31 protein-coding genes, 8 tRNA genes and 3 rRNA genes are annotated in these 23318 nt (G+C 37.2%); all 42 read right to left on the bottom strand.

Translation table 11 applies throughout. The annotated features are described in order from the left end of the window. Position 1 precedes the first annotated feature (1 nt). The 42 genes from FMG_RS01010 to rplD all read right to left on the bottom strand — a co-directional run bounded on the left by FMG_RS01010 (position 2) and on the right by rplD (position 23318). Positions 2-78 (bottom strand) — tRNA-Asp (locus tag FMG_RS01010). 41 nt (positions 79-119) lie between these two features. Beyond that, positions 120-195 (bottom strand) — tRNA-Val (locus tag FMG_RS01005). Positions 196-202: 7 nt separating this feature from the next. Further along, positions 203-277, bottom strand: a tRNA-Glu gene (locus tag FMG_RS01000). 101 nt (positions 278-378) lie between these two features. After that, positions 379-455, bottom strand: a tRNA-Met gene (locus FMG_RS00995). A gap of 26 nt (positions 456-481) precedes the next feature. Continuing rightward, a tRNA-Met gene (locus FMG_RS00990) sits at positions 482-558 on the bottom strand. A gap of 4 nt (positions 559-562) precedes the next feature. Continuing rightward, positions 563-651, bottom strand: a tRNA-Leu gene (locus tag FMG_RS00985). A gap of 3 nt (positions 652-654) precedes the next feature. After that, positions 655-729, bottom strand: a tRNA-Asn gene (locus FMG_RS00980). Between the two features lie 318 nt (positions 730-1047). Further along, positions 1048-1164: ribosomal RNA gene (gene rrf, locus FMG_RS00975) — 5S ribosomal RNA — on the bottom strand. Positions 1165-1205: 41 nt separating this feature from the next. After that, positions 1206-4207: ribosomal RNA gene (locus FMG_RS00970) — 23S ribosomal RNA — on the bottom strand. A gap of 137 nt (positions 4208-4344) precedes the next feature. After that, positions 4345-4420, bottom strand: a tRNA-Ala gene (locus FMG_RS00965). A gap of 45 nt (positions 4421-4465) precedes the next feature. Then, positions 4466-5987, bottom strand: a 16S ribosomal RNA gene (locus tag FMG_RS00960). Together the 16S, 23S and 5S rRNA genes with 8 tRNA genes alongside form the textbook arrangement of a ribosomal RNA operon. A gap of 339 nt (positions 5988-6326) precedes the next feature. Beyond that, positions 6327-7562 (bottom strand): peptidoglycan binding domain-containing protein, encoded by a 1236-nt coding sequence (locus FMG_RS00955; protein WP_012290213.1) that lies wholly within the window; start codon positions 7560-7562, stop codon positions 6327-6329. 103 nt (positions 7563-7665) lie between these two features. Next, positions 7666-8262, bottom strand: a complete 597-nt coding sequence (gene rpsD, locus FMG_RS00950) for a 30S ribosomal protein S4 (RefSeq protein ID WP_002837359.1) — start codon at positions 8260-8262, stop codon at positions 7666-7668. Positions 8263-8356: 94 nt separating this feature from the next. Next, positions 8357-10330 (bottom strand): cell wall-binding repeat-containing protein, encoded by a 1974-nt coding sequence (locus FMG_RS00945; RefSeq protein ID WP_012290212.1) that lies wholly within the window; start codon positions 10328-10330, stop codon positions 8357-8359. 132 nt (positions 10331-10462) lie between these two features. After that, positions 10463-10858, bottom strand: coding sequence for a 50S ribosomal protein L17 (rplQ, locus tag FMG_RS00940; protein WP_002837396.1), 396 nt, complete (start codon positions 10856-10858; stop codon positions 10463-10465). Positions 10859-10871: 13 nt separating this feature from the next. Continuing rightward, positions 10872-11825: a DNA-directed RNA polymerase subunit alpha gene (locus FMG_RS00935; RefSeq protein ID WP_002840213.1), complete on the bottom strand. Its 954-nt coding sequence runs from the start codon at positions 11823-11825 to the stop codon at positions 10872-10874. A 55-nt stretch (positions 11826-11880) separates the two neighbouring features. Continuing rightward, the gene (rpsK, locus tag FMG_RS00930) at positions 11881-12288 is read right to left on the bottom strand and encodes a 30S ribosomal protein S11 (protein WP_002836140.1); all 408 of its coding nucleotides are present in this window, start codon (positions 12286-12288) and stop codon (positions 11881-11883) included. A gap of 15 nt (positions 12289-12303) precedes the next feature. Beyond that, positions 12304-12654, bottom strand: a complete 351-nt coding sequence (gene rpsM / locus FMG_RS00925) for a 30S ribosomal protein S13 (protein ID WP_002841105.1) — start codon at positions 12652-12654, stop codon at positions 12304-12306. A gap of 12 nt (positions 12655-12666) precedes the next feature. Next, positions 12667-12780 (bottom strand): 50S ribosomal protein L36, encoded by a 114-nt coding sequence (gene rpmJ / locus FMG_RS00920; protein WP_002836138.1) that lies wholly within the window; start codon positions 12778-12780, stop codon positions 12667-12669. 14 nt (positions 12781-12794) lie between these two features. Continuing rightward, positions 12795-13010, bottom strand: a complete 216-nt coding sequence (gene infA, locus FMG_RS00915) for a translation initiation factor IF-1 (RefSeq protein WP_002836137.1) — start codon at positions 13008-13010, stop codon at positions 12795-12797. Continuing rightward, the gene (locus tag FMG_RS00910) at positions 12991-13275 is read right to left on the bottom strand and encodes a KOW domain-containing RNA-binding protein (RefSeq protein ID WP_002836136.1); all 285 of its coding nucleotides are present in this window, start codon (positions 13273-13275) and stop codon (positions 12991-12993) included. The genes infA and FMG_RS00910 overlap by 20 nt, the downstream gene beginning before the upstream one ends. 5 nt (positions 13276-13280) lie before the next feature. Next, a complete protein-coding gene (locus FMG_RS00905; RefSeq protein WP_002840184.1) occupies positions 13281-13928 on the bottom strand; it encodes an adenylate kinase in 648 nt (215 codons plus the stop codon). A 10-nt stretch (positions 13929-13938) separates the two neighbouring features. After that, positions 13939-15213 (bottom strand): preprotein translocase subunit SecY, encoded by a 1275-nt coding sequence (secY, locus tag FMG_RS00900; RefSeq protein ID WP_002840198.1) that lies wholly within the window; start codon positions 15211-15213, stop codon positions 13939-13941. A 1-nt stretch (position 15214) separates the two neighbouring features. Beyond that, positions 15215-15664: a 50S ribosomal protein L15 gene (rplO, locus tag FMG_RS00895; protein WP_002840173.1), complete on the bottom strand. Its 450-nt coding sequence runs from the start codon at positions 15662-15664 to the stop codon at positions 15215-15217. Between the two features lie 11 nt (positions 15665-15675). Further along, positions 15676-15858 carry a 50S ribosomal protein L30 gene (gene rpmD / locus FMG_RS00890; protein WP_002836132.1) on the bottom strand — a complete coding sequence of 61 codons (183 nt, stop codon included), beginning with the start codon at positions 15856-15858 and terminating at the stop codon, positions 15676-15678. Positions 15859-15871: 13 nt separating this feature from the next. Continuing rightward, a complete protein-coding gene (gene rpsE, locus FMG_RS00885) occupies positions 15872-16378 on the bottom strand; it encodes a 30S ribosomal protein S5 (protein ID WP_002837356.1) in 507 nt (168 codons plus the stop codon). Between the two features lie 20 nt (positions 16379-16398). Further along, a complete protein-coding gene (gene rplR, locus FMG_RS00880) occupies positions 16399-16761 on the bottom strand; it encodes a 50S ribosomal protein L18 (protein ID WP_002837380.1) in 363 nt (120 codons plus the stop codon). A 14-nt stretch (positions 16762-16775) separates the two neighbouring features. Next, positions 16776-17315, bottom strand: a complete 540-nt coding sequence (rplF, locus tag FMG_RS00875; RefSeq protein WP_002837386.1) for a 50S ribosomal protein L6 — start codon at positions 17313-17315, stop codon at positions 16776-16778. A 26-nt stretch (positions 17316-17341) separates the two neighbouring features. Then, positions 17342-17737, bottom strand: a complete 396-nt coding sequence (rpsH, locus tag FMG_RS00870; protein WP_002837393.1) for a 30S ribosomal protein S8 — start codon at positions 17735-17737, stop codon at positions 17342-17344. Positions 17738-17758: 21 nt separating this feature from the next. Then, positions 17759-17944, bottom strand: a complete 186-nt coding sequence (locus tag FMG_RS00865) for a type Z 30S ribosomal protein S14 (RefSeq protein WP_002836123.1) — start codon at positions 17942-17944, stop codon at positions 17759-17761. A gap of 12 nt (positions 17945-17956) precedes the next feature. Further along, positions 17957-18499, bottom strand: a complete 543-nt coding sequence (gene rplE / locus FMG_RS00860) for a 50S ribosomal protein L5 (protein WP_002837392.1) — start codon at positions 18497-18499, stop codon at positions 17957-17959. Positions 18500-18517: 18 nt separating this feature from the next. Further along, positions 18518-18826 (bottom strand): 50S ribosomal protein L24, encoded by a 309-nt coding sequence (gene rplX / locus FMG_RS00855; protein ID WP_002837398.1) that lies wholly within the window; start codon positions 18824-18826, stop codon positions 18518-18520. Between the two features lie 18 nt (positions 18827-18844). Next, entirely contained in the window at positions 18845-19213 is a 369-nt protein-coding gene (gene rplN / locus FMG_RS00850; RefSeq protein WP_002836120.1) for a 50S ribosomal protein L14, read from the bottom strand. Positions 19214-19237: 24 nt separating this feature from the next. After that, the gene (gene rpsQ, locus FMG_RS00845) at positions 19238-19492 is read right to left on the bottom strand and encodes a 30S ribosomal protein S17 (protein WP_002837391.1); all 255 of its coding nucleotides are present in this window, start codon (positions 19490-19492) and stop codon (positions 19238-19240) included. Positions 19493-19497: 5 nt separating this feature from the next. Continuing rightward, on the bottom strand, positions 19498-19704 hold the full coding sequence (gene rpmC, locus FMG_RS00840; RefSeq protein WP_002836118.1) for a 50S ribosomal protein L29: 207 nt from the start codon (positions 19702-19704) through the stop codon (positions 19498-19500). Then, on the bottom strand, positions 19694-20137 hold the full coding sequence (gene rplP, locus FMG_RS00835) for a 50S ribosomal protein L16 (protein WP_002836117.1): 444 nt from the start codon (positions 20135-20137) through the stop codon (positions 19694-19696). Before rplP ends, rpmC begins: the two co-directional genes overlap by 11 nt. Positions 20138-20158: 21 nt before the next feature. Next, a complete protein-coding gene (rpsC, locus tag FMG_RS00830; RefSeq protein ID WP_002837360.1) occupies positions 20159-20893 on the bottom strand; it encodes a 30S ribosomal protein S3 in 735 nt (244 codons plus the stop codon). Positions 20894-20904: 11 nt separating this feature from the next. Further along, positions 20905-21243 (bottom strand): 50S ribosomal protein L22, encoded by a 339-nt coding sequence (gene rplV, locus FMG_RS00825; RefSeq protein ID WP_002836114.1) that lies wholly within the window; start codon positions 21241-21243, stop codon positions 20905-20907. Positions 21244-21260: 17 nt separating this feature from the next. Next, on the bottom strand, positions 21261-21545 hold the full coding sequence (gene rpsS, locus FMG_RS00820; RefSeq protein ID WP_002836113.1) for a 30S ribosomal protein S19: 285 nt from the start codon (positions 21543-21545) through the stop codon (positions 21261-21263). 12 nt (positions 21546-21557) lie between these two features. Further along, entirely contained in the window at positions 21558-22388 is an 831-nt protein-coding gene (rplB, locus tag FMG_RS00815) for a 50S ribosomal protein L2 (RefSeq protein ID WP_002837367.1), read from the bottom strand. A 16-nt stretch (positions 22389-22404) separates the two neighbouring features. After that, entirely contained in the window at positions 22405-22695 is a 291-nt protein-coding gene (gene rplW, locus FMG_RS00810) for a 50S ribosomal protein L23 (RefSeq protein WP_002836110.1), read from the bottom strand. Beyond that, the gene (rplD, locus tag FMG_RS00805) at positions 22695-23318 is read right to left on the bottom strand and encodes a 50S ribosomal protein L4 (RefSeq protein WP_002837375.1); all 624 of its coding nucleotides are present in this window, start codon (positions 23316-23318) and stop codon (positions 22695-22697) included. Before rplD ends, rplW begins: the two co-directional genes overlap by 1 nt.

Genomic DNA, 23318 nt, shown 5'->3' with positions numbered 1-23318 from the left:
TTGGCGACCCGGAACGGACTTGAACCGTCGACCTCCAGCGTGACAGGCTGGCATTCTAACCAACTGAACTACCGGGCCTTGTGTTAGAATTTGTTATCTTTGTTTCTGTATAAAATATATGGTGGGCGATACAGGGCTCGAACCTGTGACCCCCTGCTTGTAAGGCAGATGCTCTCCCAGCTGAGCTAATCGCCCATATATCTGGTGACCCTACCGGGATTCGAACCCGGGATACCGCCGTGAAAGGGCGATGTCTTAACCGCTTGACCATAGGGCCTTAATTACTAAGGTTTAAAGTTTATTATTTTTTAAATCTAGCCCTGTGACCATGGGCCTTTTAATTTAATTTTCAAATAACACAACCGCTGAATAAAAAATTGGTAGCGGAGAAGGGAATCGAACCCCTGACACCACGGGTATGAACCGTGTGCTCTAGCCATCTGAGCTACTCCGCCATATTATATGATTTGTTGTGTATGTATGGTTGCGGGAGCAGGATTTGAACCTACGACCTCCGGGTTATGAGCCCGACGAGCTACCAAACTGCTCTATCCCGCGTTATTGGTGCCGAGGATCGGAATCGAACCGATACGGTGTTTAACCACCGCAGGATTTTAAGTCCTGTGCGTCTGCCAGTTCCGCCACCCCGGCATTTGGCTCCCAGGGTGGGACTCGAACCCACAGCCTATCGGTTAACAGCCGAGTGCTCCACCATTGAGCTACCTAGGAATATTGGTAATAAATGAGCCCTTGTTTTATGAATTTAATGTTTTCACTCGCTCAGCCTCACTTCAAAAACCTTCTTTTTAATAATTAAATATGAAGGTTTTATCGTTCGAAGCGTCGCTCGTAAAATACATTAAATTCTTCAAGGTCTCCTTAAGTGGTTTTCGCGCCACTTGTTTGTTTGGCGTCTACCTACAGCAGACAGTTCCTACGAATCAAAGATTCGTGGCAACTGGTTGCATCAGACCTACTACGAAATCATAGATTTCTGTTAGGCCTAGATCTCCCACAAGTGGGCTCGTAGTCCAACCAATTAAAATTGTTTGGCGACTACCTACTCTCCCACGACGTTTCCATCGTAGTACCATCGGCGTTAAGAGGCTTAACTTCTGTGTTCGGCATGGGTACAGGTGTATCCCTCTTGCTTTTATCACCATACTTATTCACTTTTACATCTCAATCAATAACAGTATATATTTCCAGTCAAGTTTTCGATTTATTAGTATCAGTTAGCTTTGATATTACTATCTTTACACCTCTGACCTATCTATCTTGTTTTCTTCAAGTAATCTCATAGAAATCTTATCTCGAGGTTGGTTTCGTGCTTAGATGCCTTCAGCACTTATCCTTCCCAGACGTAGCTACCGAGCTGTGCACTTGGCAGTACAACTCGTACACCAGCGGTCTGTCCATCCCGGTCCTCTCGTACTAAGGACAGATCCTCTCAAATTTCTCACGCCCACGGTGGATAGGGACCGAACTGTCTCACGACGTTCTGAACCCAGCTCGCGTGCCTCTTTAATGGGCGAACAGCCCAACCCTTGGAACCTACTCCAGCTCCAGGATGAGACGAGCCGACATCGAGGTGCCAAACCTCCCCGTCGATGTGGACTCTTGGGGGAGATAAGCCTGTTATCCCCGGGGTAGCTTTTATCCGTTGAGCGATGGCCCTTCCACTCGGTACCACCGGATCACTAAGTCCGACTTTCGTCTCTGCTCGACCTGTATGTCTCGCAGTTAAGCTCGCTTTTGCCTTTGTACTCTTTGAATGATTTCCAACCATTCTGAGCGAACCTTTGAACGCCTCCGTTACTTTTTTGGAGGCGACCGCCCCAGTCAAACTGCCCGACTGACAGTGTCCTATTACCAGCTTCATGGTAACTAGTTAGAACTTTAGAATTAAAAGGGTGGTATCCCAACAGTGACTCTGCAAACTCTGGCGAGCTTGCTTCTTCGTCTCCCACCTATCCTGTACATTTAATCCCAAAATTCAATGTCAACCTGCAGTAAAGCTCCACGGGGTCTTTCCGTCCTACCGTGGGTAAGTCGCATCTTCACGACTACTACAATTTCACCGGATCCTTTGTTGAGACAGCGCCCAAATCGTTACACCTTTCGTGCGGGTCGGAACTTACCCGACAAGGAATTTCGCTACCTTAGGACCGTTATAGTTACGGCCGCCGTTTACTGGGGCTTAAGTTCGTTGCTTCGATTGCTCTAACAAGTCCCCTTGACCTTCCAGCACCGGGCAGGTGTCAGCACCTATACTTCATCTTTCGATTTAGCAGATACTTGTGTTTTTGGTAAACAGTCGCTTGGGCCTATTCTCTGCGACCTAATTTCTTAGGCATCCCTTCTCGCTAACTTACGGGATCATTTTGCCGAGTTCCTTAACAAAGGTTCTTCCGCGCGTCTTAGAATTCTCTTCTTGCCTACCTGTGTCGGTTTGCGGTACGGGTACAAGATTATTCGATAGCACCTTTTCTTGGCAGTTTGAATCTGTCGCTTCGCATCTTTCTGCTCCCCATCATAACTTACGTTGACGAATATACGGATTTGCCTGTATATTCTGGCTTGTTATTTGGACGTGCACAACCATCAGCACGCTCGACTTTTCCTTCTGCGTCAGTACTTCTCTCAATCACAATCTTGTAGTACAGGAATTTCTACCTGTTGTCCATCGACTACGCCTTTCGGCCTCGCCTTAGGTCCCGACTTACCCTGAGAGGACGAGCCTTGCTCAGGAATCCTTGGGCTTTCGACGGGGATGATTCTCACATCCCTTTTCGCTACTCATGCCAGCATTCTCACTTGTATATAATCCACAATTGCTTACGCTTTTTGCTTCTTCTCATATACAACGCTCCTCTACCGATAGAAAAGCTATTATGCCAGTTGTATGTTGTTAAGTGTTTTAGAAATTGTATCGTTTAATAGTTTTACGCTTTGTGTTTTCACAAATTTTGTTTTATGTCTTTCTCTCTTACTTTACTAGTTGATATATTTCCTGATCTTAACCATACTTCTCGCATAATTGCTTTTCTATCCCACAGTTTCGGTATCAGATTTAGCCCCGTTCATCTTCGGCGCATTACCACTTGACCAGTGAGCTATTACGCACTCTTTAAATGTATGGCTGCTTCTGAGCCAACATCCTGGTTGTCTGAGTAGTATTACATCCTTTCCCACTTAATCTGTATTTTGGGACCTTAACTGGTGGTCTGGGCTGTTTCCCTTTTGACTATGAAGCTTATCCCTCATGGTCTGACTCCTGTTCATCGATTTTCAGGCATTCGGAGTTTGATAAGTTTCGGTAGAATTACTTCCCCTAGACTATTCAGTGCTCTACCTCCTGTAATCTAAAACAAGGCTAGCCCTAAAGCTATTTCGAGGAGAACCAGCTATATCCGAGTTCGATTGGCTTTTCACCCCTATCCACAGGTCATCCGATAGCTTTTAAACGCTACCCGGTTCGAGCCTCCAGTAAATTTTACTTTACCTTCACTCTGCCCATGGATAGATCACCCGGTTTCGGGTCTACAACACGCAACTTTTGCCCTATTAAGACTCGGTTTCCCTACGACTTCACATCTTAAATGTTTAATCTTGCTACGTATCGTAACTCGCTGGCCCGTTCTACAAAAAGTACGACATTAGAAGTCTTCTTCCTCTGTCTGCTTGTAGGCGCAAGGTTTCAGGTTCTGTTTCACTCCCCTCCCGGGGTTCTTTTCACCTTTCCCTCACGGTACTATTCGCTATCGGTCACCAGGTAGTATTTAGCCTTAGGGGGTGGTCCCCCTATCTTCCCACAGAATTTCACGTGCTCCGTGGTACTCTTCTTAAAGTGTCTCTATTCTGATTTCGACTACAAGACTGTTACTTTCTTTGGTTCTTCTTTCCATAAGATTTGTCTATCAGTTTAGTCTTACTTTAATGGGCTGTTCTCTGTTCGCTCGCCGCTACTTGGAGAATCGAGTTTTCTTTCTTTTCTTGTTCCTACTTAGATGTTTCAGTTCAGAACATTCGCTTCCATACGCTATGTATTTACGTATGGATACTAGAGTGTGTCTAGTAGGTTTCCCCATTCGGATTCCCCCGAGTCACTGGATATTTGCTCCTACTCGAGGTTTTCGTTGCTTGTCACGTCCTTCGTCGCCTCCTGGTGCCAAGGCATCCGCCTTGCGCCCTTAGTTTCTTGACCGGAAATATATACTGTTATTCGATTTTCAATGTTCTAATGACCTTTGGTTAGGTCATTGGCCGTTTTTTGACAAATCAGAGATTTGAAACAAAACGGCACTTGACTTACAACGAAATCATAGATTTCTGTTAAGTCAATGGTGGAGATAAGGAGATTCGAACTCCTGACCCCCTGCTTGCAAGGCAGGTGCTCTCCCAACTGAGCTATACCCCCATAAAGAACCTTAAAGTAAATACTTGTTGAGTTAGCACTCCTTAGAAAGGAGGTGATCCAGCCGCACCTTCCGATACGGCTACCTTGTTACGACTTCACCCCAGTCATCAATCCTACCTTCGACTGCTCCTCAATTAGGTCACAGGCTTCGGGTATTATCAACTCCCATGGTGTGACGGGCGGTGTGTACAAGACCCGGGAACGCATTCACCGCGACATTCTGATCCGCGATTACTAGCAACTCCGACTTCATGTAGGCGAGTTGCAGCCTACAATCCGAACTGGGATTGGCTTTCGAGTTTTGCATTATATCACTATATAGCTGCCCTCTGTACCAACCATTGTAGCACGTGTGTAGCCCAGGACATAAAGGGCATGATGATTTGACGTCATCCCCACCTTCCTCCGATTTGTCATCGGCAGTCTACTTAGAGTCCCCGACATTATTCGCTGGTAACTAAGTATAGGGGTTGCGCTCGTTGCGGGACTTAACCCAACATCTCACGACACGAGCTGACGACAACCATGCACCACCTGTATGGATGTCTCATAAAGAGAGGGGTATATCTCTATACCTTTCACCCACATGTCAAGCCCTGGTAAGGTTCTTCGCGTTGCATCGAATTAAACCACATGCTCCGCTGCTTGTGCGGGTCCCCGTCAATTCCTTTGAGTTTCACACTTGCGTGCGTACTCCCCAGGCGGAATGCTTAATGTGTTAACTTCGGCACCGAGGTTTGACCCCCAACACCTAGCATTCATCGTTTACGGCGTGGACTACCAGGGTATCTAATCCTGTTTGCTCCCCACGCTTTCGTACCTCAGCGTCAGTTTGTGTCCAGAAAGTCGCCTTCGCTACTGGTATTCCTCCTAATATCTACGTATTTCACCACTACACTAGGAATTCCACTTTCCTCTCCACTACTCAAGTTTATCAGTTTCCAATGCTTTACGGGGTTGAGCCCCGATCTTTAACATTCGACTTATTAAACCGCCTGCGTACCCTTTACGCCCAATAATTCCGGACAACGCTCGCTCCATACGTATTACCGCGGCTGCTGGCACGTATTTAGCCGGAGCTTTCTTCTATGGTACTGTCATTATCTTCCCATAGGACAGAACTTTACGATACGAATACCTTCTTCGTTCACGCGGCGTCGCTGCATCAGGGTTTCCCCCATTGTGCAATATTCCCCACTGCTGCCTCCCGTAGGAGTTTGGACCGTGTCTCAGTTCCAATGTGGCCGTTCATCCTCTCAGACCGGCTACTGATCGTCGCCTTGGTGGGCTGTTATCTCACCAACTAGCTAATCAGACGCGAGCCCATCTATGACCGATAAATCTTTGACCGTTGAAACATGTGTTTCTACGATTTTATGCGGTATTAATCCCGGTTTCCCGAGGCTATCCCACTGTCATAGGCAGGTTGCTCACGCGTTACTCACCCGTTCGCCACTCTCATTAGTAATCTTCCACCGAGGTTTCTGTCTACTAAATCCCGTTCGACTTGCATGTGTTAAGCACGCCGCCAGCGTTCGTCCTGAGCCAGGATCAAACTCTCAATTTAATGTTTGTTTGAAGCTAGCTTTTCAGCTGACTTTTGCTTTTTTTATTCTCACCGAATTATTGTTTGGTTTGTACTTCTCTCAAAGTATTTACTTTATTTAATTTATTAAGGTTCTATACTCACGAAATATATTTTAAAACGTGATTTTCAAAGTTTATTTGAAATTCGCGTTTTGTGAGCTAACTATTACATTATACTCTTGTATTTCTTTCTTGTCAAGTGTTTTTCAATTTTTTATTCAACTAAAAAATTCACTGAACAATTGAGTGCTTATATATATTATCAAGTTTGCACTGTAATGTCAAGTGAATTTTAAAAATTTTTTACTTTTATTTTACTTTAGTAAACTATTACTGGAATGTTATCTCCTACATCGTAGTATATGCTTTCTAATAGTTTGGAATTTACTTGTATATCCGAATTTTGTGAGCTAGATATTGTATGTCTGTAAAAACCCAATGTGTAGTTGTTGGAGTATCCTTTTGTTTTGCTGTCTATGTTGTAGATTCCTTTTGGGAGTGGTTGTGCAATTTTTATAGGGATACTTTTGTTGATTTTGTAGTTGTTGATGTAGTAGAGCGTTTTGTTTTGTTGGTCGATTTCAATGTATTCGTCTTGTATGTCATTTTTGAGTCTGGATTTGGCTTGTTTCGAGTAGACTGGTTCTATGGTTTTACTTTCGTTGTTATCCAGAGTTTCTTTTATGAGTTCGACTGTTTTTGGTTTGTCGATTTCCCAGCCGTAGTCTGTTGAGTTGAGTGTGAGTGTTTTGTTTTCGACTGTTTTTATTGTGTGAGGTTTGTTGTAGGTGTCGGTTTCTTTTTTCAATTCTTCTACGAATTGTTCGATTTCACTGTCTTTATATACAAATCCACGCCTGTCATCAAAGTCCATCATGTCACGAAGTTTCGCTCCTTTTAGTTTGTGGATTGTGTCGTTGAAATCAAAGCTTATTTCGATGTCTTTTAGTTTGTTGAGTTTGTTTTTGGCACGAATTATGTTCCAGTCGTTTGAGTAGACTGTCGGTTTGATGTATTCGTTTTTGAGTGTGATTTCTTCTTTTTGTTCTAGGAGTGATTTTTTTATCGTGTCTTTGAGTTTGTCGGTGTTTATTTCGTTTCCTACTTCTTCTGGGATTATCGTGTATTCGTCATCCAAGTAACTGATGTATGCGTTGTACGATTTCTTGGCGTTTTTGTTGAGTTTTGCTTGGTAGATTTTCTTGTTGAGTTTATCTTCATCGATTGTGTAGTCGAAATTGATGTTGTATTTTTTGGTGTCGAAGAATGACAACGGCCACGAGAACGGATTTTGTTCAAATTTGAAATCTTCTGGTATTTTTAGGTTGAAATCCACTTCTTTTGCATCTATTACGAGTTTACGGTTGTCTGTGGCGCCTATTGTGAGTGTCCTAATGTCTGCATTTCTGTCGACTATTTTGGATTTTTCAACAAAGCTCATGTTGTAGCCGTTGACGTATGTGTTGGGTAGTGCGTAGAATGTGAAGAATGTCGTCCCACTAAAATACACTAGAAACAAGAATAGTATCGTGGTTATGAGTACTCGTTTTTTCATTTAATTTTCCTTTTTTGTTTATTATTAATATTATTGTACTTTTAATTTGAGTATATATCAATGATTGCAATTAAAAAAGCGAGTGTAATCACTCGCCTTTTGATTATCTTGAGTACAACTCAACTATTAATGAGTCTGTAATTTCGATTGGAATTTCTTGTCTTTCAGGAAGTCTTGTCAATGTTACTTTGAAGTTTTCTTCCTTGTCAATGTAAGGTAATGATTGTGCAAAGTTTGTTTCGTAGTTTTCTTTGAACAATTCATTTGATCTTGATTTTTCTTTCAATTCGATTACAGATCCTTCAGCTACTTGGAAAGAAGGGATATCTACTTTTTTACCGTTTACTCTGATTAAACCGTGAGATACCATTTGTCTTGCTTGTCTGATTGATGATGCAAATGAAGCTCTTAGAACTAGGTTGTCTAATCTAGTTTCTAATTGTCTTACCATTACATCCCCTGTTGTAAGACCTTCTTTGTTGTTAAGGGCTTTTTCGAAGTATTTGTGCATTTGTTTTTCGTTTACTCCGTAATATGCTCTTAATCTTTGTTTTTCAAGAAGTTGCATACCATATTCAGTTAACTTCTTGTCGTTTCTTCCAAGTCCTTTACCCATTCTTTTGTTAGCTTTTGGGTGACCGCATACGTTTAGACCTAATCTTCTAGATTGTTTAAATCTAGGTCCCATCATTCTTGCCATTAATATTCATCTCCATTAAAAAATTATTTGCCGCGATAATTTTTTAAGCCAACGCTATTATATCACCTACAAGTTTGTTTTTCAACAATTTTGCTTAATTTTGTTTTAAATTTTTTATGAATTTAATGTATTGTTTTGCAAGTTCGTTGTCTTTGTTAAGTGTAGCACCTTTTTCATTGATTGCATCGTCTATTACGACTTCATCTTTTTCGATATTTACTGATACTGCTACTTTTGTTCTTCCATTAGCTCCTACTAATGTGAAGTAGTTGTTAAATATGCTCTTTAATCTTTGATCTTTTACATATTTATCGTGTTCATTCATTAACTTCGCTAATTCGTTAGCTTCGGCGTTTGTAAGTTCTCTTGTAACTTTCTTACCATCTTTTGTGTATGTGAATGTTACAGTTGTTGCAACTTCTTGGTTGTTTTTGGCTAATTCTTGTTGAATTTGTTTGGATACTGTCTTTTCTCCACCTATTATAGCTACTTGAATGATTTTTGATTTTTCAAGGTATTCTAGTGTTTTTTGTGGAAGTTTGTCTTTTGGTGTAAGAATCAATGGTACATCAAATTTAGCAGCGATTGGGTTGATTGCCAAGCTATCTGCGAAGACTTCTCCACTTGCAAGGTATGCTCCTTCTGCATCTTTGTAGAATTTGTCTGCTATTTTAAGTGATGTTTCGTATCTGTCATTGCCGGCGATTCTTTCGATTACTTGTGGAAGTTCTTTTTCTAATGATTTTGATATGGAGTTTTCTCCACCGACGATGTAGCATTTTTTGATTTTAGAATCTTTTAATGCTTGTTTTGTTACGTCGTTGATTTTATTTTTTTGTACTAATACAATTGGATATCCGTTTTTAGTTGCGTATGCGCCAATACTTAGTGAGTCTGCAAAGTTTTCGCCGCTTGCTATGATACAAGTGTCTGCGTCTTTGAATTCTTTGATGATTTCAGCATTTGTTGCGTATCTGTCAGCGCCTTTGAATGATCTTACTTTGCTTTTTTCTGGTAATAATTGTTTTGCAACTTCGTTACTGATAGACTTTTCGCCACCGATTTTGACGAAGTATTTTGTTTGTAATCTTTTGATTTCTTGGATTAATCCTTTGTCAGCTGTATTCGCATCAGTCAACAATATTGGTGCGTTGAATTTCTTGGATAGAACTGTTGCACTTAGTGAATCTGGGAAGTTGTTTTGGTTTGCAAGGATGGCAAATTCTGATGTTTTGATGTAGCTTTTAGCTATTTGGATTGATGTGTCAATTCTGTCCTTGCCGTAAATTCTGGATACTACGTATGGTTTTGTGCTTTGTGTGTTTTCATTTGTTTTAAGCTTATCAGCTCCCAACAATTCTTTTGTATTAGCGTCGACATAAACTTTTGTATCTTCATATTCAAATACATATGCAACTACTAGACCTTTGTTTTTTGTAAACTTTGTTGGCAAGTTGTCTATGTTGATTACTGAGGTTTCTGATTTTATTTTTGTTTCATCAAAATCTTTGATGGATTTTAGTTTTTCGATTGCAACTTTCTTTGCATCTGCAAGCTTTGCTGTAGGTGCTTTTGTAACCTCAAACTTTTCAATTTTGTTGAATGTTTTGAGCTCGTTTGTTTTCTTGTCAAATGATACTGTTATTATATTGTACGGATTTTTGATATTATATGAATTTTCTTTTTCAAATACAACTTTATATCCGTTATCAAGTATATCTTGTTTGTCGACTAATTTGTATTCTTTAGGAATGTAGCCTTCTTTTTTAAGCATATCAAGCGTTTTATTCTTGTAGTCTTCAAATTTTTCATCTGATTTTCCTGATAGTAATTTTTCTGTGCTAGAAAGTGCATTAATTCCAATAAGTTTTCCGTCTTTGTCAAACTTCAATGTTACACCATTTTCAAGTTTAATTTCATCGGCTAGGTTAGTCTTATCTAGTTTAGAGTCGAGTTTAAGTCCGAAATCTTCTAGTGTATCAATCTTTTTTGTTTCGTTGGCTGCAAATGAATTGGTGCCAATTAGTAGGGATGTAAGTAATACTCCAGCTAAAATTTTTTTATTCATAAATTCCTCCCAATAAATTTTTAGAATATTTTGTTATTTACTAACAAATTATTTCTTATTTTATTATATTCTTACATGCTTGTTTTTGCAATTGAACATAAAAAAATAACTAAGCAAATGCTTAGTTATTTTCTATTTGTCAGCTTTCACTGTTTCTTTTTCTTCTGAGGATTCTTTCTTAGTGTAATCTACTAATTCAAGTATACACATTTCAGTACCGTCTCCTCTACGAGGTCCTAATTTTAAGATTCTAGTGTATCCACCTTGTCTGTCAGCATAAACTGGTGCGATTTCTTCAAACAATGTGTATACAACGTCTTTTTTGTATATATATTTAAGAGCTTCTCTTCTAGCGCTCAAATCACCTTTTTTACCAAGTGTAATCATCTTTTCAGCTTCTCTTCTAGCTTCTTTAGCACGAGTAACTGTTGTTTCGATTTTTCCGTTTTCGAACAATGATTGAACTAGGTTTCTTAACATTGCTGTTCTGTGATCAGTTCTTCTACCTAATTTTCTTAAGTTAGCCAATGTCTATCCTCCTTTATTCGTCTTTTATTTCTTGTTTAAATGCAAGGCCCATTTCTTGAAGTTTTTCTTCAACTTCGTCTAAGGATTTTTTACCAAAGTTCTTTATTTTCATCATATCTGCTTTTGTATGAGATACGATATCTCCTACAGTATTGATATTTGCTCTTTTTAAACAGTTAAATGATCTTAAAGAGAAATCTAATTCTTCGATATTGATGACCATTTGAGTCTCTTTATCTTTTTGATTATCTTCGTCGTCACTGTTTGTATTACACTCGTAGTTAGGTAATTCACTGAATAATTCCAGGCAATTGATTAGGATGTTGCTTCCTTCACTTAAGGCATCTTGTGGTCTAATTGTTCCATTAGTCCACACTTCTATTGTAAGCTTATCGTAATCAATTACTTGGCCAACTCTGGCATTATCCACTGTGAAATTAACCTTTTTCACAGGGCTAAACAGTGAGTCAATAGCGATATCTCCTATAATATCTTCGTCTGTTTTATTAAATTCAGATATTTTGTAGCCTTTTCCGTTGATAACTGTGATTTGCATTTCTAATGAAGCATCTTCATTAAGTGTTGCAATGTAATGATCTGGGTTTTTAACTTCCAAATCAGTATCAACTAAAATATCCTTAGCTGTTAGAACACATGGACCTTTTATGTCTACATTTAATGATATAGGTTCTTCATTATATTTCTTTACAGCGATACCTTTTAAATTCAAAATTATTTCAGGTACGTCTTCTTTGACACCTTTAATCGTAGACATTTCATGAGCTACACCTTGGATATTTATCTTTGATATAGCAGCTCCTGGTAATGATGATAATAAAACTCTTCTTAGAGAGTTTCCTAGAGTAGTTCCATATCCCCTTTCCAGTGGCATTATGACAAATTTACCGTAATTATTTTGTTCATCTAATTCAACGATTTTTATTTTAGTATCTAATTGTTCAGTCATAAATACAGCCTCCTTCGACAAGTCCTATCAGGAAATCCTGAATTAAGCCTATGTGTTATACTCTTCTCTTCTTTGGTGGTCTACAACCGTTGTGAGGGATTGGAGTTACATCTTTAATAGAGCTAACTTCAAGTCCAGAAGCTTGCAAACTTCTAATTGCAGATTCTCTTCCTGAACCTGGTCCTTTTACATAAACTTCAACAGTCTTTAATCCGTGTTCCATAGCTTTTTTAGCAGCTTCTTCAGCAGCTTGTTGTGCAGCGTATGGAGTTGATTTTCTAGATCCTCTGAAACCTAATTGTCCAGCAGAAGCCCAGCTTAATACGTTACCGTTAAGGTCAGTTAAACATACCATAGTGTTGTTGAATGTAGAAGAAATATGTGCTTGACCTTTTTCAATATTCTTTTTTACTCTTTTTTTACCGCGAACATTACGTTTAGCGCCTTTAGTTTTTAGTGCCAATTAATTTCCCCCTCTCTATGCTTGTTTTCTAGGACCCTTACGAGTTCTTGCGTTGTTCTTTGTATGTTGTCCTCTTACTGGAAGGCCTTTTTTGTGTCTTGATCCTCTGTAGCAGTTGATTTCTTTTAATCTTTTGATGTTCATTGCTACATCACGACGTAAATCCCCTTCAGTAAGATAGTTGTCTAATTCATTTCTGATATCAGATAATTCAGATTCTGTTAAATCTTTTACTCTTGTGTCAGGATTGATTCCTAATTTAGCTAAGATTTTATTTGATGATTGTCTACCTATTCCATAAATTGCAGTTAGTCCAATTTCTACACGTTTGTCATTTGGTAAGTCGACACCTTGAATTCTTGCCATTTATACCTCCTACTAACCTTGTCTTTGTTTGTGTTTAGGGTTATCGCAAATAACCATAACACGACCTTTTCTTTTTATAATCTTGCACTTTTCGCACATTTTTTTAACTGATGGTCTTACTTTCATTGCTTAACCTCCGTTTATTTCTTTCTCCATGTTATTCTACCACGATCCAAATCGTATGGTGATAATTCAACCGTTACCTTATCTCCTGGAAGAATTCTTATATAATTCATTCTTAATTTGCCTGAAATATGAGCTGTTATTACATGGCCATTTTGAAGTTCTACCTTAAATACCGTATTAGGAAGAGCATCTACTACTGTTCCTTCTAATTCAATAACTTCTTTGGACATCCTTGTCTTGATCCTCCTTTTTTAAATTGTTTAACATATATCTTAGTTTCTTATCTGTTAAATTCTCTAATTGCAACTTTTTGTTGTATTTTTGAAGATGTTTTATCTTCTTTTTCTTTGGTTTTTCGATTTTACGTTGTTTTCCATCTACTACCAATACATAAGAATCGTCAAGAATTTCCAAAACCATTTGTAGTTTGCCCATATCACGACCACAAGTACTTAAAACAACTTGTCCTGTTTCAAGTTTGTTGTATTGGCTCATTAATTCTAACCTTTTTTTAATTCTGTTACTAACTTATTAGTGATTTCATCTATTGGAAGAGTTCCATCAACTGTGAATACTAAATCTTGTTTGTTGTAGAAATCTACTAAAGGTTTAGTTTGTGAATCGTAAACTTTGATTCTATCTAGTACAGTTTCTTCTTTGTCGTCTTCTCTTTGGATTACTGGAGTTTGACATGCATCACAAATTCCATCAACTTTTGTAGGGTTGTTGTCAATGTGATAGCTTGCACCACAGCTAGGACATACACGTCTTCCTGAAAGTCTTTTTACAAGAGAATCTTTGTCAACGTCTATGTTCAATACACGATCTAGTTTCAATCCTCTTTTAGCTAGTCCTTCATCAAGGGCTTCGGCTTGAGGGATTGTTCTTGGGAATCCATCAAGTAAGAATCCGTTCTTGCAATCTTCTTGATCTAGTCTATCCCATACTATTTCTATTGTTAACTCATCAGGTACAAGTTTTCCTTGTGCAAGTAAGCCTTCAACTTTTTGACCTAGTTCTGTCTTTTCTTTGATATTTTTTCTGAAAATATCTCCTGTTGAAATGTGAGGAATATCAAATTCTTCAATAACTCTTTTAGCTTGAGTTCCTTTACCTGCTCCCGGAGGTCCTAATAATATTAATCTCATTATAAACTCCTTATTTCAAAAATCCTTTATAGTGTTTCATAGTTAGCATACTTTCCATTTGTTTTACAGTATCTAATACAACACCTACTACGATGATGATTGATGTACCACCGAATAGGATTTGTATTCCTATAGCTTTTGATATTAGCATTGGTGCTGATGCAACTATTGCTAATATGATTGCGCCTATAAATGTTACTCTATCAGAAATTTTCTTTAGATACATACCTGTTGGTTTACCAGGTCTAATTCCCATAATGAATCCGCCATATTGTTGCAAGTTTTTAGCGTATTCAACAGTGTTAAATTGAATTGCTGAGTAGAAAAATGCGAATATTATAATCAATAACATGTTTACTATTGAGAAGATAACTAACCCTGATGTTGTTTGTACTGTGAAAATGTGGGCTAACCATCCTGGCATGTCCTTGCCGAATAATAATGCTATTGTTTGTGGTAATTGTAAGATTGCTGATGCAAAGATTACTGGCATTACACCACCCATATTAACCTTGATTGGAATATGAGTTGATTGACCACCATACATTTTTCTTCCTACTACTCTTTTAGCGTATTGTACAGGAATTCTTCTTTCACCTTGGTTAATTAATACAACTACTACTAATATTATAATCGCTATTAGTACGAAAAGTGATATTTTCCACCAAGATAACATTCCTTGTCTAGATTGATAAATCATTGTACCGATTTGTCTAGGCATATTTGAAATGATTCCTAGGAAAATCAAGATTGAAATTCCGTTACCGATACCTCTTTCAGTAATCATTTCTCCTAGCCATACAAGAAACATCGATCCTGCTACCAAACTTATTAGTATAACAAATCCTGTTAAAAAGCTTTTGTCTACGATTGCTCTGTTAAATAAACCATTAACTGTAGCATATCCTTGAATGAATGCCAAAATTATACTACAGATCTTAGTGTATTTACCCATTCTCTTCTTTCCTTCTTCACCTTCACGAGTAAGCTCACCTAATCTAGGAAATGCTACTGTTAAAAGTTGAAGAATGATTGAAGCGGTAATGTAAGGGTAGATTGAAAGAGCAAATATGCTCATTTGTCTCAATGATCCCCCACTCAATAGGTTCAATAAAGAAACTATTCCGCCTTCTTGACCACTCATTATTTGTTTAATGATGGCCTTATCCATAAAAGGAACCGGTATTGTATTACCTAATCTAAAAACTACAATCATTAGTAGAGTAAAGCCGATTCTTTTACGAATGTCTAAAACCTTCCATGAATCTTTCAAGGTTTTAAGCATCTTAAATCACCTCTACCTTTCCTCCGGCTTTTGTAATTTTTTCTTCAGCTGATTTAGTAAATTTATTAGCTTTAATAGTTAATTTCTTAGTAATTTCTCCGTCACCTAAAATCTTAACGCCGTCTTTTGCCTTTGCTGGCTTAAAGAATCCTGCGTTTGCTAGGATTTCTGGTGTTATTTCTTCTCCATCTTCAAAACAATTTAAGTCTCTGATGTTGATTTCAGCGTATTGTTTTGCAAAATGGTTTTTGAAGCCTCTCTTAGGAAGTCTTCTGAATAAAGGCATTTGACCCCCTTCAAATCCTGGTCTTACGCCTCCGCCTGATCTTGAGTTTTGTCCGTCTCTACCGCGTCCAGCATTGTGTCCTAATCCTGAACCGTAACCTCTACCAACTCTTTTTCTTGCTTTTACTTCTCCACCTTTAGCAGGTCTTAAGTTGTGTAATTTCACTATAACACCTCCTACTTAACTTCTTCAACGTCAACCATGAATGCAATGTGTCTAATCATTCCACGAATTGCATCATTGTCTTCTTTGATTACTGATTGTCCGATTTTATGAAGTCCAAGGGCTTCACAAGTTCTAATGTGTTTTTCAATTCTGCCGATTTTGCTCTTTTTAAGAGTGATCTTTAATTTACTCACTTAAAAGCCCTCCTTATTTTAAAATTTCTTCTACAGACTTTCCTCTTAATTTAGCTACTTGTTCAGCTGTCTTAAGTGATTTAAGTCCTTCTACAGTTGCATTAACAATGTTTTGAGGGTTTGATGTTCCCAATGATTTAGAACGAACGTCTTTGATACCTGCTAATTCACATACCGCACGAACAGGACCGCCGGCGATAACTCCAGTACCTTCTCCAGCTGGTTTTAATAATACTCTACCAGCTCCAAATATTCCTGTTACTTGGTGAGGAATAGTTGTGTTTACGATAGGAACTGTGAAGATGTGTTTTTTAGCATCTTGGCTAGCTTTTCTGATAGCTTCTGGTACTTCTTGTGCTTTACCAATACCAACACCAACATGTCCGTTTTTATCTCCAACTACTACAAGGGCTGCGAATCTAAAGTTTCTACCACCCTTAACAACCTTAGCTACACGGTTAATATTTACAACTCTTTCTTCTAATTCTAAACCTTCTATTTCTTTATTTAAAAGTTCCAATACTAAATACCTCCCTTGCACTAAAATTTAAGTCCGGCGCTTCTAGCACCTTCAGCTAATTCTTTAACTTTTCCGTGATATAAATATCCAGATCTGTCAAATACGCATTGTTCAATGCCTTTGTCGATAGCTTTCTTACCGATTAATTCACCAACAAGTTTTGCAGCTTCTTTGTTAGATTTTGATTCACCACTGAAATCTTTATCTAATGTTGATGCAGCTACTAATGTGTTGTGGTTAACATCATCGATTAATTGTGCATAGATGTTAGTATTAGACTTGAATACGCATAATCTTGGTTTTTCAGAAGTTCCTGTAAGGTTCTTACGAATACGTAGATGTCTTTTAACTCTATTTGCATTTTTATCAATTTTCTTAAACATACCTTACTCCTTTCCTACTTACCTGTTTTACCGACTTTACGTCTAATATGTTCATCTTCATATCTGATACCTTTACCTTTGTATGGTTCAGGTCCTCTTAAGTCTCTGATTTTAGCAGCGTAGTTACCAACTTGTTGTTTGTTGATACCACTGATAATTAATGTGTGTTGTTCTGGAACTTCAACTGAGATTCCTTCTGGATCTTCTTTTTCAATTGTGTGTGAATATCCCAAGTTTAAAACTAATTTTTTACCTTGTTTAGCTGCTCTGTAACCAGTACCTTCTATAATTAAAGTTTTCTTGTATCCTTCAGTAACACCTTCAATCATGTTGAAAACAAGAGTTCTTGTTAAACCATGAAGTGATTTGTGTCTTTTAATTTCTGAAGGTCTTGAAACTGTGATTGTATTATCTTCTACTTTGATAATCATTTCCTTTGGCATTTGTTCAACTAATTCACCTTTTGGTCCTTTTACAGTACACAAATTGTCTTCAGTTACTTTTACCTCAACGCCATTAGGAATTTCAATTGGTTTTAATCCAATTCTTGACATGGTCAAACCTCCTTATAATGTTTGTGTTACCATACGTAACAAATTACTTCTCCACCAATACCTTCTTTTCTAGCAACTTTATCAGTTACAAGGCCTTTTGATGTAGAGACAATAGCAATACCAAGTCCGCCTAAAACCTTAGGAACTTCATTTGCTCTGGCATAGACACGAAGTCCAGGTTTAGATATTCTCTTGATACCTGAAATTACTTTTTCTTCGTTAGGACCATATTTTAAATCTATTGTAATGATTCCTTGTTTACCATCTTCTGTAACATTGAAACCATCGATAAATCCTTCATCTAATAAAATTTGTGCTATTGATTTTTTAATATTAGATGCAGGAACTTCAACAACTTTATGTTTCGCATTAACTGCGTTTCTTATTCTTGTTAGCATATCTGCTATAGGATCAGTCATCATAAAAGCTTCCTCCTTCCTTTCTTACCAGCTTGCTTTTCTTACGCCAGGGATTTCGCCTTTATAAGCCAATTCTCTAAAGCATATACGGCAGATGCCATATTTCTTTAAATATCCGTGAGGTCTACCACAAATTTTGCATCTGTTATATTCTCTTGTGCTAAACTTTGCAGGTCTTTTTTGTTTTGCGATCATTGATTTTTTAGCCACTAAAACTCCTCCTTATTTCTTAAATGGCATTCCCATTTTGTCTAATAATTCCTTAGCTTCTTCGTCAGTGTTTGCAGTAGTAACGACCACAATATCCATACCTCTAATTTGATCTACCATATCGTATTCAATTTCAGGGAATATTAATTGTTCTTTGATACCTACAGCATAGTTTCCTCTACCATCGAATGATTTAGAAGAAATACCTCTAAAGTCTCTTACACGTGGAAGAGAAATGTTCATAAATTTATCTAAGAAATCATACATTTTTTCACCACGTAATGTAACTTTAACACCAACATTCATTCCTTCTCTAAGTTTGAAGTTAGCGATAGATTTTCTTGCTTTTGTTACAATTGGGCGTTGTCCTGTAATTGTTTCTAATTCTTTAACTGCACTTTCGATAGCCTTAGGATTTTCTTTTGAAGAACCTAAACCCATGTTAAGCACGATTTTTTCCAATCTTGGAACTTGCATGATGTTTTCATATTTGAAACGTTCAACCAAGAAAGGAACAACTTCATTTGTATATTTTTCTTTTAATCTGGAAGTCAAGTTTATACCCTCCTTATGTTACTTAATAGTTTCGTTGTTAGATTTCATAAATCTAACTTTCTTACCGTCTTCAAACTTGTAACCTAATCTAGTGCCTTTCTTGTTTTTAGCATCATAATACATTACGTTTGAAACATCAATAGGAGCTTCTTTTTTGATTAGTCCACTTTCAACACCACGTCCGTTAGCTTTTTGGTGTTTAGTAACTATGTTAACTCCTTCTACTACCACTTTATTTTTTTTGGCTAATACTTCAATAACATTTCCAGTCTTTCCTTTGTCTTTACCAGAAATAACTATTACAGTATCTCCATTTTTAATCTTCATATCTCTTTACACCTCCAATTATAATACTTCAGGTGCCAATGAGATTATTTTCATGAAGTTATTGGCTCTCAATTCACGAGTTACTGAACCAAAAATTCTTGTTCCCACTGGATTTTTATCATCTTTTATAATTACAGCTGCGTTATCGTCAAATCTGATGTAACTTCCATCAGCTCTTCCCAATGGTTTAGTTGTTCTTACGATAACAGCTTTTACTACATCACCTTTTTTAACCATACCGCCCGGTTGTGCAGATTTAACTGAGCAAACTACGATGTCTCCGATAGCTGCGTACTTTCTTTTAGTACCACCTAAAACTCTTATTACTAGTAGTTCTTTTGCACCAGAGTTATCTGCAACTCTCAAACGACTTTCTTGTTGAATCATAAAATTCTCCTTTCGTAATAAGAATTACTTTGCTTTTTCTATAATTTCTACAAGTCTCCAGTTCTTTGTTTTAGAAAGAGGTCTTGTTTCCATTATTTTAACTTTATCGCCAATACCAGCGATGTTTTCTTCATCGTGTGCTTTAAATTTAGTTGTTTTTCTTAATTGTTTACCGTATTTAGGATCTTTGACAAGTGTTTTAACTTCTACAACAATTGACTTATCCATTTTATCTGAAACAACTATACCAACTATGGTTTTTCTCATATTTCTTTCCATAATTGTTAAGCCTCCTTACCAATGTTTAGCTCACGTTCTCTAATAATAGTCTTAATGCGAGCTATATCTTTTTTTACAAGTCCTATCATCATAGGGTTTTCTAATTGCCCAGTAGCTAATTGAAAACGTAGATTAAACAATTCACTTTTAGATTGTTCTAATTGTTTTTGTAAATCTTGATCTGATAGATTACGAATTTCTTTAGTTTTCATCAGCTTCACCGTCCTTTTCTCCGAACTCTTCACGAGCTATAAATTTAGTTTTGATAGGTAGTTTGTGTTGTGCAAGTCTCATAGCTTCACGAGCTACATCTTCAGGAACACCTGCCATTTCAAATAATACTCTACCTGGTTTAATTACTGCTACCCAATATTCTGGAGCTCCTTTACCTGAACCCATACGAATACCGATAGGCTTCTTTGACACTGGCTTATCTGGGAAAACTTTGATCCAGATGTTACCGCCTCTTTTTATATATCTTGTCATCGCACGACGTGCTGCTTCTATTTGATTAGCTGTTAACCAACAAGAACCTAACGCTTGTATACCATAATCACCGTAAGTTAAAGTATTGCCTTTTAATGCTTTACCTTTCATTCTGCCTCTGTGAACTCTACGGTATTTTACTCTTTTAGGCATTAACATAGAATATTTCCTCCTCTCGAATTAGTTTTTAGCTGCTTGGGATTTACCTTTTCTGTTATTGTTTCTTCTTTTTTTGTTTTTATCGTTCTTTTTGTTTTTGTAAACAGGTAAATCTTCTTCTGTCATACCAGGTAACATTTCACCTTTGTATAACCAAACTTTAACACCAAGCTTACCATAAGTTGTATCTGCTTCTGCAAATCCATAGTCGATTGCAGCTCTTAGAGTTTGAAGAGGAATAGTTCCTTCGCTGTATCCTTCGCTTCTTGCCATATCAGCTCCACCAAGTCTACCAGAAACCATAGTCTTAATACCCAAAGCTCCTGCTCTCATGCTTCTTTGCATAGTTTGTTTCATCGCACGTCTGAAAGAAATACGTCTTTCTAATTGACTTGCAATGTTTTCTGCAACTAATTGTGCATCTAAGTCTTGGAACTTAATTTCTTCTACATTTATGATTAATTTCTTACCTGTTAATTTTTCTAATTTATTTTTTAATTCTTCAACGCCAGCACCTTGACGGCCAATTACCATACCAGGTTTAGCTGTGTTGATAGTTACCTTGATTTTGTTTGATGCTCTTTCGATTGAAACACTGCTAATACCAGCGCTGAAAGATTCTTTCTTGATTAGTTCACGAATTTTGTGATCTTCAACTAGATAATCACCAAAATCTTTTTTATCTGCAAACCATCTTGAATCCCAGTCTTTGATAACACCAACTCTTAATCCTTTAGGATTAACTTTTTGACCCATCAGACTCCTCCTTATAATTCTCTTTCTTCTACAACTACGCCAACATGACTTGATCTTTTAAGGATTGGATAAGCCATTCCTTTAGCTTTTGGTCTCCATCTTTTCATTACTGGAGCATTATTAGCGTATGCTTGTGATACAAAAAGATCTTCTCTGTTTAATCCAAAATTGTGTTCTGCGTTTGCAATTGCTGAATTTAGCACTTTTTCTAAAATTCTAGCACCTTTTTTAGGAGTGAATTTCAATATAGCAAGGGCTTCATCAACTTGTTTACCTCTAATTTCTTTGCATATAAAGTTAACTTTTAGAGGAGAAATACGTACATATTTCGCTATAGCTTTAGCTTGCATTGTCATACCTCCTTATATTAATTACGAACCTTACTCGTTTTTTCGTTTTTAATGTGACCTTTGTATGTTCTTGTAGGAACAAATTCTCCTAATTTATGACCAACCATATCGTCAGTAATATAAACAGGTACATGCTTTCTTCCATCGTGAACTGCAATAGTGTGACCTACGAAGTTAGGGAATATTGTAGAACGACGTGACCAAGTTTTAATGATCTTCTTTTCATCGTTTTTGTTAAGTTCTTCCACTTTCTTCATTAAGTGTTCATCGCAGAAAGGTCCTTTTTTAAGTGATCTACTCATTCTATCCCTCCGTTATTTCTTTCTTCTTCTTACAATGTACTTATTAGACTTTTTGTTTTTCTTACGAGTCTTAAGTCCAAGTGCTGGTTTACCCCATGGAGTTGAAGGAGCTGGTCTACCGATTGGTGCTCTACCTTCACCACCACCGTGAGGGTGATCTACTGGGTTCATTGCTGAACCTCTTACGTAAGGTCTCTTACCTAAGTGTCTGTTACGTCCAGCCTTACCGATTGTAACTAATTCGTGAGAGATATTTCCAACTTGACCTACAGTAGCTTTACAGTCAAGGTGAATTAATCTGAATTCTCCTGATGGTAATCTTAATTGAGCAAATTTACCTTCTTTAGCCATAAGTTGTGCTTCAGCACCAGCTGTTCTAACTAATTGAGCTCCTTTGCCAACTTTCATTTCGATGTTGTGAACTGTAGTACCAACTGGAATGTTTCTCAATGGAAGAGCATTACCAGGTACGATATCTACATCAGCACCACTTTCAACTACATCTCCAACTTTTAGTCCTACTGGTTGGATGATGTATCTTTTTTCACCATCTTCATATTGTAACAAAGCGATATTTGCTGTTCTGTTTGGATCGTATTCGATTGATTTAACAACAGCTTTGATACCGTCTTTATTTCTCTTAAAATCTATAATTCTATATTTTCTCTTAGCTCCGCCGCCTCTGTGACGAATAGTTACTCTACCATAAGAGTTTCTTCCGCCAGATTTGTTCAAGCTAACAGTTAATGATTTTTCAGGAGTAGTTTTTGTGATTTCATCAAATGATAAAACACTCATACCACGTACACCGGCAGAAGTCGGTTTATATTTTTTTATTGCCATGTTTTTACCCCCTTAATTACATTCCTTCGAAAAATTCAATTTCTTTTGAATCTTCTGTTAATGCAACTATAGCTTTCTTCCAATCAGATCTCTTACCACTGTGAGCGCCCATTCTTTTAACTTTTCCTTTAACGTTCATAGTGTTAACAGATTTTACTTTAACATCAAAAATCTTTTCGATAGCGTTTCTGATTTCTATTTTATTAGCATTTTTGTCAACTTTGAAAACATATTTCTTGTCTTCCATTTTTTCCATAGAATCTTCAGAAATAATTGGTTTCAAGATAATATCATATGGTGATTTCATTATTGAAACACCTCCTCAAGAATTTTAACAGCATCAGTTGTAATAACTAATGAGTTGTATTTCAAACAATCATATACATTGATTAATTTAGCTTCACAAATAGCTACATTTTCAATATTTCTAAATGATCTGTAAAGTGTATCATCATTTTTATCGATAACTACTAGAGCTTTCTTGTCTGCTTTAATATTCTTTAATACTTCAACAGCTTTTTTAGTGCTAATAGCATCTAAGTTTAATTTATCTAAAACGATCATTTCGTTGTCATTAACTTTTTCAGTTAATACTGATTTGATTGCAAGTCTTCTAACTTTTTTAGGAACAGCGTAGCTGTAATCTCTAGGCTTTGGAGCGAATACTACCCCACCACCTCTCCATTGTGGAGATCTGATAGATCCTTGTCTTGCTCTACCTGTACCTTTTTGTCTCCAAGGCTTTCTTCCTCCACCTCTTACCTCACTACGAGTTTTAGCAGATTGTGTGCCTTGTCTTTTATTAGCAAGTTGGTTTTTAACTACTTCGTAAACAACGTGCTCATTAACATCAACGCCGAAAATGGCTTCATTTAATTCTAATTCTCCAACATTTTCTCCTTGTTGGTTTAAAATTTGAACTTTAGGCAT

The organism is Finegoldia magna ATCC 29328 (genome assembly GCF_000010185.1).
Lineage (GTDB): Bacteria > Bacillota > Clostridia > Tissierellales > Peptoniphilaceae > Finegoldia > Finegoldia magna_H.
This window is presented reverse-complemented; position numbering and strand designations above follow the sequence as displayed.